Genomic DNA, 13,087 nt, shown 5'->3' on the forward strand with positions numbered 1-13,087 from the left:
AACTTATGAGCTTAGTATAGCCATATATGACCACTCTGTCAATATTTATTTTAAGGTCATACCAATGCTTTCCCGATCATCTCACCCTGCCTGATCTTTGTCTCACACTGGTTCTTGGTACGTTCTAACAGTTCTTCTCTGATCTCAACCTTATCCTTTTCTAATAATAAAATGATCGTTGAACCTCCAAACTGAAAATATCCTTTCTCAATCCCGCGCCTCATAGATCCGGCTCCATCGTGATTAACAATCTTTCCAACCATCAATGCTCCAACTTCCATCTGGAGTGCATCTCCAAAATGTTTTGTCTTCATCAATGTATATTCTCTGGTATTCTCTTTATAGATTTTCACATGATCATTTGCGATCGGATTGACGGTATGATAAACTCCATCAATCCTATGATTCTCACTCTTAATTCCATCATCAAAATAGCAGTATCTATGATAATCATCTACTGTCAGGCGTAAGATCACGGCATAACCGCCCTGAAAATGTCTTGCGATCTTGCGGTTTCTGATCAATGAATCCAACGTATATCTTGTATCCTTTACAACAAAAGATGTCTTCTCTTCGATTGGATACACACTTACTTTACAGTCGCAAGGACTTCCTAAGATTGTTTTATCTTCCGGAAATGGACGTTTTCCTTCTTTGATCTTTCTTGAGAAGAATTCATTATAAGATTTGTAATTTTTCTTCTCATATTCACTCATATCAATATGATTATTCTTGACAAATCCTTTGATCAGACATTTGGAGATGGGAGAACTTAAGAAAGCTCCCCCTAGTTTGGATACCCAAGGTCTGATTAATATTTTTAGACTGGCTCGTCCTGCCATAGTTGTATACATCCAATGAAGCAAACGATCTTGCCCATTCTCTTCTTCGTAAATATTCCCATCTCTATCGGCATATCTCATCTACGATTCTCCTATCATCTTACAGTAAGAACATCTTTACTGCGATCAATGCTCCAATAACTACAAATGCAAGCATACATTTCTTATCTGGTTTAAAGACTTTAAAATCAAATACAAATAAGAAAGCGATCACTGCTAACATTGCAACATATATGTATGGAAATTCTTCTGGAAAGAATCTTCGAAGCTGATATACGATCGGAATGATCAGTGCAACCGATGTAATTGGCAGTCCCTGATAATGTTTTCTTCTGGAACTGCTGTGTGCCTGACGCTGTTCTTCTGTAACATTAAAATATGCCAGACGAATAACTCCGCCTAAAACATAACACATATAAATGATCCTTGCATACCATTGGTCCATTCCAAGGCAGTAACCGATCACAACCGGATACACTCCAAAACAGACAAGATCACATAAAGAATCAATCTCGATTCCAAACTTCTTGGCGTCTTCACTTCTCTTGATCATCTTTGCGATCGTTCCATCATACATATCTGTTAATCCTGAGATCATCAAACATAAAATTGCGATCTTAAAGTTTCCATTGAATGCCTGTGACATTCCAAATACTGCACTGACAACTCCTAAATATGTCAGTATTACAGATGCATTATAAAATCCTATCATACCTTTTTCCCTCTATTCTTTACGCTTTATCGTAACATGTGCGACTCCTGTCATCACTGCACTGATCAATACCAGTGCATAATAACTGATTCCTCGGCTTAACAGCATTGCCGGATATAATAATCCGCCAACAAAAATCTTCTTAAAGATATTTAAAAATAAGCCTTCACTGATTCCCATTCCGCCTGGCAACGGAAGCATATCCACAGAAATTGAAATAACACTCTGTAAAGCAACTACATCAATAAATCCTAATGCAGAAAGTCCCATTGCTCTGTATACAAGATATGTAATTGAAAAATGGATCAGTCTCTGAATCAATGTGACAACGAACATCCGAAAAATAAAAATCCGATGTCCTTGAATGATTGCTGCTGCTTTATGATACTCGATCATAGAATTCTGAAGTTTTTCAAGACGTTCTTCTTTTTTCTTTAAAATATGGAACTTTTCTAATTTCTGAAACAGCCACAGCACGATTTTGGATGCTAACGTTGGCTCAAATACAAGAATCAGCATGAACGCAACACAAAACACATTCAATGCCATTCCAAGGTAAAAGAAGAATGCTGCCTTCCCAATATATTCTGCCACAAGAAAATGACGGAATAAAAAGATCAGTGCTCCTAAAAATACCAGAACAAATTTATATAAAATGGTAACGATCATCAAAATGACGGTTCCCACGGATATGTCAACTTTATCGCGGTTCATGTAGTAAAGCTGCATTGGCTGTCCGCCAGTTGCAGACGGTGTAATACAACTGAAAAAGAAACCTACAAACGAATATTTGACGCAATTTCTCTTCGGCACATCATTGTAATGAAGCAGCCGTAGCATGCGATAAATAATATACGACTCGCAGCACACAAACACAACGATCATAACCAATCCCGCAATATAATATGCAGGTTTTACTGATTTTAGAACTTCCGCCAGCTCAGAAAGTTCCTTTCCTTTCAATACGGCATATGCAGTCAATCCAAATAATGCAAAGAAAAAGACTGTATTACCGATGACTTTTTTCTTATTCTTCATCTTTCCTACCCTTTGATCTCCGATAATTTTCCTTTGTATTTCACAGATTTTCTCTCTAAACCAACTCGTTGGTTGACCTTCTCAAACACCTTCCAGAGTCCTTGATACAAATTGGTCTTTCTTCCGATCAGATAACAAACTTCACTTAAAATGATCCCGCCAAACACATCTATGATATAATGCTGCTTGGTTACCTGCGTGGAAATACAGACTAAAATTGCAAAAACAAGTGAAAATCTCTGATACCACACTGGAATCTTCTTCTGATGCCTGATCCCAATATAACAAAACCAGCTTACCAGACAGTGAATCGATGGAAATAAGTTTGCCGATTGATCGATCGAATACACAAATCGTAATGCCTGATCCCAAAATCCTGTTCCTGTGATCTCTGGTCTTACCAGTGTTGTTGGCAAAAAGACAAAGAAAATCCCACATACGATCCTTGACAGATAATCTGCTGTCAAAAATCTATACATATGTTCTCTACTGATTCTCGCAGTCATAATGTAGTTCACAACCCAAAACACATAACATATCAAATAAATACTTGTAAATTCTGGGATCACCGGTACCATCCGGTCAAATGCTGTTGTAAAATCATGATGATATAATCCTTTACAAAGCACCATTGTTCCACTGTAAACCAACGTATTCAGTACTAACGCTGTAATCAGCGGAATGATAGAATACTTCGGAATCCATCTCAGAACATAATCTTTTTTCTGATTCATATGTCTGCTCCTTCCAATGATCTATCCTCTTTCTTTTCTCTCTTATGGTTCTTCCATATATCAAAGAATCATGTCAATTCTGACATGATTCTTGTACTATTATATCTTTTCTCTTTTTAAAAGTAAAGGAAAGCGGTCATATTTAATAGTTTTGTAAGATTTACTCTGCTTTCTTTTTTCTTCTATTGAAGAGTCCATAAATACATGGAACCACTAATAATGTTAGTAAAGTTCCATAAATCAAACCACCGATCGTAACGATCGCCATCGGCTGCATCATCTCGGCACCTTGCCCTAAACCAATCGCCATTGTAGATAATCCAAGAATCGTTGTAAGGGCTGTCATCAAGATCGGGCGTACACGCATCGTACCTGCTGTCAGGATTGCTTCTTCAAATTCGTATCCCGATTCTCTTAACTGATTGATCGTATCTACCAGCACGATACCATTATTTACAATGATACCTGCAAGCATAACAAATCCGATCATTGCAATCGCACTTAAGTCTTTTCCAGTGATCAGCAGTCCTAAGAATCCTCCTGTAAATGCCATTGGAATCGTAAATAAAATGATAAATGGCGATTTCAGTGACTGGAACTGTGCTACCATGATCAAATACATAAATGCTACTGCCAGCAATAACATCAGGCCAATCTGTCCTGTTGTTTCCTGAATGGATTCCATCTCACCTTTCATTGTAATACTGTATCCTTTTGGTGCATTGTATTTCTTAATCTTCTTTTGTACAGCGCTGCTGACTTTTCCTACATTGTAGCCATCTTTGATCTCTGATGTTACACTCAATGTTCTTTCCTGCTGGTTTCTATTAATAGAAGATAAACTGTCACTATTTCTGAAGTTCGCTACCTGATCCAATGTAACTTCTTTTTCTTTTCCACTTACTGTTCCTGTAAGTTTCACTTTCTTAAGATCATCTCTTGTCAGTGTATTCTTTGCACTATTTCCAACATTGACACTATACTCTTTTTCATTGATCGTGATCGTTGTTGCTTCACTAGCATCTTTTAATTTCTCACTTAACTGTTGATAGATTGTTGCAACTGTTAAACCATTTTTTACTGCCTTTTTCTTGTCTACCACAACATAAAGATCTGGTGTTGTCTCTTCACTTCCATTCGAGATGTTCTGTGTTCCTTTCGTATCCTCTACAATCTGGGCAATATCTTTTCCAATAGACCTTAGTTTATTTAAATCATTTCCTTTGATCTGTACGGAAATACCGCTTCCACCAAGTGCACTCATATCCATACTGGATTCCTGCACTTCAACCTCACAATCAAATTTCTTTGTTTTCTTTAGGATTTCTTTCTTGATCTCTTTGTTTGTATGTTTCTTCTTTTCTTTTAATAAAACATACATACTGGATTGGTCTTCATTTGAAGATCCTCCTGATGTCATTGAAGAGATTCCAGAAGAGCCAGAAGAAATCATTCCTGCTACACTATCAACATCTTTGATCTCTTTTACTTTCTTCATTACTGTATCTGTCATCGATGCTGTTTCTTCCATTGAAGATCCCTGTGGCATCTTGATCGTCATCGTCATCTGTGTGCTGTCCATGCTTGGCATTAAAGAACTTCCAATATTCATTGCTCCAAAAATACTTCCCGCAAACAGTGCGAGTGTTACAGCTACTACAATGATCTTACGATTTAACAACCTTGTCATAACTTTACGGTATAATGTCTGCAGTTTATTGATCACTTTACTATCTTTTTGTGTGACTTTATTGAGTACTCCAGCTGACATCATTGGCACAAATGTCACCGCTACGATCAGGCTGGCTACCAGAGAATAACCGATGGTTAGTCCCATATCCACAAAGAGCTGTTTTGTAAGCCCTGTCGTGAATACGATCGGCAGGAATACAGAAATTGTTGTTAGTGTCGAAGATGTGATCGCTCCTGCAACCCCTCTTGCTCCTGTGATCGCTGCTTCTTTAACTGGAACTCCTTCTTTTCTTAATCGATAGATATTCTCAATAACTACGATCGAGTTGTCCACAAGCATTCCCACTCCAAGTGCGAGTCCCGACAAGGAGATTACATTTAGCGTAATTCCTGTAAAGTACATCAACACCACCGCAAAAATGACACTTAATGGAATGGAGCATGCAATAACGATCGTCGGTCTGACGTCTTTCAAAAATAATAATAGGATAAAGACTGCAAGGATTGCTCCCATTAACAGATTCTGGATGACAGAACCTGTCACCATATCAATGTATACACCCTGATCCATAATATTAACATAATGGAATCCTTTATTTTCTTTGGTAAGTGTCTTCATCTTCGCTGCAACTTTGTCTGCTACATCAGCTGTAGAATAATTATTCTGTTTCTGGACTGTTAATACAACACCGTTATTTCCATTCACACGACAATATGTATCTGCTGAGTTATCTACAATCGCTACGTCTGCTACATCACAAAGTTTGACCGGTGGGATTCCTTTGATTCCAAGATCTAATAATTCCATATTGGCAAGATCTTTTTGATTCGTCACCTTATCTCCAACACGTACCAGATACTGTGTATTCCCTTCACTGATATATCCTGCCGGCATCTCAAAGTTCTGTGCTGTTAACAGTGCTTTGACATTCGCAACTGTCAGCTTATTCTTAATATTTGCAGCTTCTTTTGCCTGCTCTTTACTGGAATCAAGTTGCTGCTGGCTGGAATTCAACTGTGCTTCTCCCTGTGCCAGTTTGATCTCCCCATCATTCATCTTCTGGGTTGCCGTTGCTGATTGTACATTAAACTGTGTCAGTTTAGAATTGATCGTTTTCTTTCCTTTTTTGATCTGTTTTAATGCATTGTTTAATGTTTTTAAATTCTTATCCAATGCTTTGATCGAACTTTTTGCTGTTGTCTCCTGCTTTTTCAGTTCTTCGATCTGAGCCGCAAGCTGCATCTTTGTTGCTGCATCCGGAACTTGTTTTGCCTGTTCTTCCATCTTGGCGATCTGTGTTTTTAATGTCTTGAGGGATGTCTGCAACGATTGTTTCTGCACCTTCAAATTCGTGATTGAACTCGTTACCTGCACCTCTTTCTGAGCAAGACTTAACTGTCCATCCGTAAGTGCAGTCTGAGCTTTCGCAAGCTGAGTATTAGCCTTTGTTCTCTGTGCATCTAATGTGTTCTTTCCAGATTCCATCTGGGCTCTTGCCTGATCAATCTTATTTTGAGCTTCATCAAACTGACCATTCAATGCCTTCTCGATCTTCTCATTTAATTTATTGATCTTCTTCTCGCTGATGATCGCATTGATCTGTTCTGTTACAAGTCCTGTACTACTTACGGATGCGACTCCGTCAACAGCTTCTAAAGATGGTGCAATCTTATCATTGATCAACTCTGATAATTCCGTATTACTTAACTTATCAGAATCCATAGCTGTTACCATAACCGGCATCATATCTGGATTTAATTTCATGATCGTTGGATTGCCTACTTCGTCTGGCCAGTAGCCTTTGATCATGTCAAGCTTCTCTCTCATATCAAGAGATACTGCATTCATATCCGTGTCACCTTCAAATTCCAAAATGACCATTGACATATTCTCACTGGAAATTGAATTAACTTCTTTGATATTTGAAATCGTTGCCATTGATTGTTCCACTGGTTTTGTAACTGTCGTTTCCACAGTCTCCGGAGATGCTCCCTGATATGTCGTCATAACGATTGCATATGGCAGTTCCATACTTGGAAGCAAGTCTGTTGTCATCTTTGTAAATGACACGATTCCTAAAATGATAACTAGTACAACCGCTACAATGACTGTATACGGTTTCTTTACGCTGAATTTTGAAATCATTTTCTTACCTTTCTCACATTTCTTTTCTTATTCCTTGTTTGTCTCTTTTGATAGCCAAAGTAATTTAATGATATTCCTGTTTCTTAAAGAAGTCAATCACTTTTATTGATAATTGTCAATTAATGTATCGGATTATGAACTTTTTTCACACAACAAAAAGAAACCAGAATACATCTTCTTATGTACTCTGGCTTCTGTATATTCTTGATCTCTTATTCTACACTGTAGTTTGGTGCTTCTTTTGTGATATGGATGTCATGTGGATGACTTTCTTTTAAGGATGCAGCAGAAATCTTAACAAATTCTCCTGTCTCCTGTAATGTCTTGATATCTTTTGCTCCACAATATCCCATTCCAGAACGAAGACCACCCATCATCTGGAAGATTGTGTCTTCAACAGTTCCTTTATATGCAACACGTCCTTCGACACCTTCTGGAACTAACTTCTTAGCGTTTGTCTGGAAGTAACGGTCTTTACTACCATTCTCCATAGCTGCTAAGGATCCCATTCCACGATATACTTTGTATTTTCTTCCCTGGTATAATTCGAAGTCTCCAGGGCTTTCGTCACATCCTGCAAGCATACTTCCTAACATACATACATCAGCTCCAGCTGCGATCGCTTTTGTAAGTTCTCCTGAATATTTGATACCACCATCGGCAATAATTGGAATTCCTGCTTTCTTAGCTTCTTCATATGCACTCATGATCGCTGTGATCTGTGGTACACCGATACCAGCTACGACACGAGTTGTACAGATAGATCCAGGTCCGATACCGATCTTCACACAGTCAGCTCCTGCTTCGATCAGTGCTTTTGCTCCTGCTCCTGTTGCAACGTTACCTGCGATCACCTGAAGATCTGGGAATTTGTCTTTGACCATTCTTACGACTCTTAATACATTTGCAGAATGTCCATGTGCTGAGTCAACAACGATAACGTCAACATGAGCATTCACTAATGCCTGCACACGATCTAAAACGTCTGCTGTGATACCAACACCAGCTCCACATAATAATCTTCCCTGATCATCTTTCGCTGCATTTGGATATTTGATCTGTTTCTCAATATCTTTGATCGTGATCAATCCTTTTAAATTAAAGTCATCATCAACGATTGGTAATTTTTCTTTTCTTGCTTTTCCTAAAATCTGTTTTGCTTCTTCTAATGTAATTCCTTCTTTAGCTGTTACTAGTCCTTCAGAAGTCATAGATTCTTTGATCTTCTTAGAGAAATCTGTCTCGAACTTTAAGTCACGGTTTGTGATAATACCAACAAGCTTTGTACCTTCTGTAATTGGTACACCGGAAATACGATACTTCGCCATTAAGTCGTCAGCATCCTGAATGGTATGTTCTGGTGATAATGAAAATGGATCTGTGATAACCCCGTTTTCAGAACGTTTTACCTTATCCACTTCTTCTGCCTGTTCTTCAATTGACATGTTCTTATGTATAATACCAATTCCACCCTGTCTTGCCATTGCGATTGCCATGCGGTGTTCTGTAACAGTATCCATGCTGGCACTCATCAGTGGAATATTTAACTGAATCTTGTTTGTCAATCGTGTACGTGTATCCACATCATTCGCAATCACTTCTGAAAATGCTGGTACTAATAAAACATCATCAAATGTAATTCCTTCACCAATTAACTTACCCATTTTCTTGTTTTCCTCACTTTCTTGTATTTTAATATCTGATTTGTATTGTTAGATATGTTAACAAATAGTTTCTTTGATGTCAACAGATTATTTTATACTTTTTTTAAAACGTATGGATTATTTTCTGTACATGTGTGGAATTATCTGAATATTCTAAATATAGCAATCCACACTTTACATCTTTTTAAGTACAAGAAAAGGAATTACTGCTTTCACAATAACTCCTTTTCTATGATCTTGATAGCAATCCGCTTGATATCTCTTGTAATCTCTACTCTTCTACGATAGAAATTTTACTTCCAATCGCAAGTTTTGGCATTGGCTTTGCCTCAACACAAATACTTCCAGGAAGACCTGCTTCTTTCGCTCCACTGAAGACAACGGTTAAATGTCCCAGTGTCTCCAAATTAGACTGGGCAATATCTCCTACGGCAGTGATGAGATATTCTTTCTGATCCACAACCAGTTTATCTCCTTTTTTGATTGTTCCGTCTACCTTCTTCTGATCGATGAAATGACAGAAATCTTTTAATGTATCTGGTACATTGTCTCCGAATAATACAAACATACCTTCCTCAAAAAAAGCATCTACCTGTTCTCCCAGTTCGATAATCTCAGTCTGAAATATTGCTTTTCCCATTTGGAATCCTCCTTTTATTTACCCTGTAATTTCTGATCGATTGTTGCTGCTGCTTTCTTTCCTGCTCCCATGGCAAGGATAACTGTTGCTGCTCCAGTTACTGTATCTCCACCTGCGTACACACCATCTTTGCTTGTCTCCATTGTCTCTTCGTTGACAATGATTCCACCCCACTTCTGAGTGTCAAGTCCTGGTGTTGTGTGACGGATCAGTGGGTTAGGGCTCTGTCCGATCGCAATGATGACTGTATCAACATCAAGATCATAGTTAGATCCTTCGATTGGCTGTGGAGAACGTCTTCCAGATGCATCTGGTTCACCCAGTTCCTGTTTAATGACCTCCATGCTGCTTACCCATCCGTTTTCATCTGCTTTAATCGCAGCTGGGTTATTTAAGAATTTGAAGATAATTCCTTCTTCTTTTGCGTGATGTAATTCTTCTAAACGTGCTGGTGCTTCTTCCTCGCTACGGCGATATACGATATAAACTTCTTCTGCACCTAATCGTTTTGCTGTTCTGGCAGCATCCATTGCTACGTTACCAGCACCTACGACTGCTACTTTCTTACCAACTTTGACTGGAGTTGGGCACTCTGGGAATTTGTATCCCTTCATTAAGTTTACACGAGTCAAGAATTCATTTGCAGAATATACTCCTAAGTGGTTTTCTCCAGGAATATTTAAAAATCTTGGAAGTCCTGCTCCACTTCCTACGAAGACTGCTTTGTATCCATCTTCCATTAATTCATCAATTGTGATAGAACGTCCAACGATAACGTTTGTCTCAATATCTACACCTAACTTCTGAACGCTTTCGATCTCTTTTGCTACCAGATCTTTTGGCAGACGGAATTCTGGAATACCATAACTTAATACTCCACCTGGTTTATGTAATGCTTCAAAGACTGTTACATCATAACCTTTCTTGATCAGTTCTCCGGCACATGTGATACCAGCAGGTCCACATCCGACAACTGCTACTTTCATTCCGTTCTTCTCAATATTAACTTCTGTTTCTTTGGCGTTTGCCATATGCCAGTCTGCGACGAAACGTTCCATACGTCCAATACCAACAGGCTCTCCCTTGATACCACGGACACATTTTCCTTCACACTGGTTCTCCTGTGGACATACTCGTCCGCAGATTGCAGGTAATGCATTCTCTGTTGTGATCACTTCGTATGCACCTTCAAAATCTCCTGCTGCTACTTTCTCGATAAATGCTGGAATTGGTACGTTAACCGGACATCCTCCAACACAAGGTTTATTCTTACAGTTTAAGCAACGAGCTGCTTCTTCCATTGCCATCTCTTTTGTATATCCAAGAGCAACTTCTTCAAAGTTCTTATTACGGACATTTGGGTCCTGTTCTGGCATAGCTACCTTCTTAAGACTCATATTTGCCATCGTTTACATCCCCCTTCCAATTCTACATTCATGTTCTTCTTCTCTGAACATACCCTGACGCTGCATACATTCGTCAAAGTTTACTTTAAATCCATCAAAATCTGGTCCGTCAACACATGCGAATTTTGTTTCTCCACCGATGTTGACACGGCATCCACCGCACATTCCTGTTCCGTCGATCATGATTGGATTTAAAGATACCATAGTTGGGATGTCATATTCTTTTGTGATCTTAACCACATTCTTCATCATGATAAGTGGCCCGATTGCGATAACTTCATCGTATTTTACTCCAGCTTTGATCTGGTCTTCTAATACTGTTGTAACGAAACCTTTGGTTCCAAGACTTCCGTCATCTGTTGCAATATATACATTATCGCAGAATTCTTCGAATAATTCCTTAAGAATAACAAATTCTGCACTCTTACCACCAATGATCACATCAACTGGTACTCCCATCTTCGCTAACTTACGAAGCTGTGGATATAATGGGGCTGCACCTACACCACCGGCTACACCGATGACACGGTCACACTTGTGCAAAGGAGCTGGCTGACCTAATGGTCCCACGAAATCCTGTACATAATCTCCTTCTGCTTTCTTGCTTAACAATTCTGTTGTATATCCTACAACCTGATAAATGATCGTTACTGTCTCTTTCTCACGATCATAATCTGCGATCGTTAAAGGAACTCTTTCTCCATCTTCATCTACTCGGATAATGATGAACTGTCCCGGTTCACATTTTCTTGCCACATAAGGAGCATGAATCTCCATTAACTCAACTGCCTGGTTAAGTGTCTGCTTCTTGACAATCTTATACACCACGTACACCTCTTTCTTAAAATATCTTCTTTTTATTATACATGGAATCTGCACAATAAGAAAGTGTTTTTTTATTTATTTTTTGTCGACAATAAAATTATATAAAATTTTATTTCGTATTGCAATATTTAATGAAATTTTATTTTATATTTTGTTATTTTTTATGTAAAAAGCAGCATAACTGCTTTCTTTGCTGCCATGCTGCTTACTTTCTACATTATTATAGAGCTGCTTCGTAAATACTTACAATATCTTCCTTACTCAATGGTACAAAAGATCCCTTGCATCCATCGGCCGCTTTCTGTGCCATAATGTCAAAATATTCTTTATCAATTCCAACATCTGTTAACGTCTGTGGAAGTCCCATCTTCTTAAAGTATTCTCTTGTACATGCAATTCCTTCTTTGGCTGCTGCCATATCATCGTCATTTACAACATCCCAGACATTTCTTGCATAGTCTGCAAATTTATATGCTGTATCATCATTCAGTGCAAATTCCATCCAGTGAGGTGTTAAGATTGCTAATCCTTCTCCATGTGTGATATCATAGAATGCGCTTAATTCATGTTCCATTGGATGTACACACCATGCGACTTCAGCTCCATATTGAATCATTCCGTTAATTGCCATACTTGCTGTCCACATCAGATTAGCTCTTGCATCATAATTGTCTGGTTCTTCTAAAGCAACAGGACCATATTTAAAACAGTTCTTTAACAGTCCTTCCGCAAATCTTGCTTGAACGTCTGCATTCTTCACATTGGTAAAGTAATTCTCGCAAATATGACTGATGATATCTGCTGTTCCAGCCGCTGTCTGTTTTTTTGATACAGAATAGGTATATTCCGGATCAAGGATTGACATCTTTGGTTTCATATGATCACTTGCAGTTCCCCATTTTTCATTCTTTGACATATCGGAGATAACCGCAAATTTATCCATCTCTGATCCTGTGGCTGATAATGTCAGGACACTGTAAATTGGCAATGCTTTCTTGATCCATCTTGGTGTAATAACCAGATCCCATGGATCCCCATCATAGCAAGCTCCTGCCGCTACAACCTTTGCACAGTCAATGACAGATCCTCCTCCAATAGCAAGTACCATATCGATGCTGTTTTCTTTACAAAGTTTTACACCTTCTCTAACAGATTCAATCTTTGGATTTGGTGCGATTCCTGATAATTCAAAGATTTCCATATCTTCTTCTTTTAAAATCTTGACTGCTTCGTCATAAATTCCTGCTTTTTTGATACTTCCACCGCCATAGCATAGTAAAACTTTGTTACCGCTCTCTGAAAGTTCACTAAGATGAGAAATCTGTCCTTTTCCAAAATGAATCTTTGTTGGAATAGAATACGTAAAATTGTTCATGGCTACCTCCTGT

General features: G+C 38.4%; 10 protein-coding genes. All 10 read right to left on the reverse strand.

Features of this window, described 5'->3' with window-relative positions:
• Nucleotides 1-56: 56 nt before the first annotated feature.
• On the reverse strand, nt 57-923 hold the full coding sequence (locus tag QUE18_RS09305; RefSeq protein WP_009204386.1) for a phosphatidylserine decarboxylase: 867 nt from the start codon (nt 921-923) through the stop codon (nt 57-59).
• 19 nt (nt 924-942) lie between these two features.
• Nucleotides 943-1,554 carry a CDP-alcohol phosphatidyltransferase family protein gene (locus tag QUE18_RS09310; RefSeq protein WP_008391894.1) on the reverse strand — a complete coding sequence of 204 codons (612 nt, stop codon included), beginning with the start codon at nt 1,552-1,554 and terminating at the stop codon, nt 943-945.
• Between the two features lie 12 nt (nt 1,555-1,566).
• Complete coding sequence (locus QUE18_RS09315; protein WP_009204385.1) at nt 1,567-2,592, reverse strand: lysylphosphatidylglycerol synthase transmembrane domain-containing protein; 1,026 nt, start codon at nt 2,590-2,592, stop codon at nt 1,567-1,569.
• A 5-nt stretch (nt 2,593-2,597) separates the two neighbouring features.
• Nucleotides 2,598-3,326 carry a phosphatase PAP2 family protein gene (locus tag QUE18_RS09320; protein WP_009204384.1) on the reverse strand — a complete coding sequence of 243 codons (729 nt, stop codon included), beginning with the start codon at nt 3,324-3,326 and terminating at the stop codon, nt 2,598-2,600.
• Between the two features lie 160 nt (nt 3,327-3,486).
• The gene (locus tag QUE18_RS09325; protein WP_009204383.1) at nt 3,487-7,164 is read right to left on the reverse strand and encodes an efflux RND transporter permease subunit; all 3,678 of its coding nucleotides are present in this window, start codon (nt 7,162-7,164) and stop codon (nt 3,487-3,489) included.
• A gap of 212 nt (nt 7,165-7,376) precedes the next feature.
• Entirely contained in the window at nt 7,377-8,828 is a 1,452-nt protein-coding gene (gene guaB, locus QUE18_RS09330; protein ID WP_008392476.1) for an IMP dehydrogenase, read from the reverse strand.
• Nucleotides 8,829-9,099: 271 nt separating this feature from the next.
• Nucleotides 9,100-9,468 (reverse strand): PTS glucitol/sorbitol transporter subunit IIA, encoded by a 369-nt coding sequence (locus QUE18_RS09335; RefSeq protein ID WP_008392477.1) that lies wholly within the window; start codon nt 9,466-9,468, stop codon nt 9,100-9,102.
• A 14-nt stretch (nt 9,469-9,482) separates the two neighbouring features.
• Entirely contained in the window at nt 9,483-10,874 is a 1,392-nt protein-coding gene (gltA, locus tag QUE18_RS09340; RefSeq protein ID WP_009204382.1) for an NADPH-dependent glutamate synthase, read from the reverse strand.
• Between the two features lie 3 nt (nt 10,875-10,877).
• Nucleotides 10,878-11,699 (reverse strand): sulfide/dihydroorotate dehydrogenase-like FAD/NAD-binding protein, encoded by an 822-nt coding sequence (locus tag QUE18_RS09345; RefSeq protein WP_009264050.1) that lies wholly within the window; start codon nt 11,697-11,699, stop codon nt 10,878-10,880.
• 220 nt (nt 11,700-11,919) lie between these two features.
• The gene (locus QUE18_RS09350) at nt 11,920-13,074 is read right to left on the reverse strand and encodes an iron-containing alcohol dehydrogenase (protein ID WP_009204381.1); all 1,155 of its coding nucleotides are present in this window, start codon (nt 13,072-13,074) and stop codon (nt 11,920-11,922) included.
• Nucleotides 13,075-13,087: the final 13 nt, after the last annotated feature.

The organism is Anaerostipes hadrus ATCC 29173 = JCM 17467, from assembly GCF_030296915.1.
GTDB lineage: Bacteria > Bacillota > Clostridia > Lachnospirales > Lachnospiraceae > Anaerostipes > Anaerostipes hadrus.

Bases quoted from the DNA above. Each gene is read 5' to 3' on its own strand.
- QUE18_RS09335 (WP_008392477.1), bottom strand. From the start codon at position 9,468: ATGGGAAAAGCAATATTTCAGACTGAGATTATCGAACTGGGAGAACAG.
- guaB (WP_008392476.1), bottom strand. From the start codon at position 8,828: ATGGGTAAGTTAATTGGTGAAGGAATTACATTTGATGATGTTTTATTA.
- QUE18_RS09310 (WP_008391894.1), bottom strand. From the start codon at position 1,554: ATGATAGGATTTTATAATGCATCTGTAATACTGACATATTTAGGAGTT.
- QUE18_RS09350 (WP_009204381.1), bottom strand. From the start codon at position 13,074: ATGAACAATTTTACGTATTCTATTCCAACAAAGATTCATTTTGGAAAA.
- QUE18_RS09305 (WP_009204386.1), bottom strand. From the start codon at position 923: ATGAGATATGCCGATAGAGATGGGAATATTTACGAAGAAGAGAATGGG.
- QUE18_RS09325 (WP_009204383.1), bottom strand. From the start codon at position 7,164: ATGATTTCAAAATTCAGCGTAAAGAAACCGTATACAGTCATTGTAGCG.
- QUE18_RS09315 (WP_009204385.1), bottom strand. From the start codon at position 2,592: ATGAAGAATAAGAAAAAAGTCATCGGTAATACAGTCTTTTTCTTTGCA.
- QUE18_RS09320 (WP_009204384.1), bottom strand. From the start codon at position 3,326: ATGAATCAGAAAAAAGATTATGTTCTGAGATGGATTCCGAAGTATTCT.
- gltA (WP_009204382.1), bottom strand. From the start codon at position 10,874: ATGGCAAATATGAGTCTTAAGAAGGTAGCTATGCCAGAACAGGACCCA.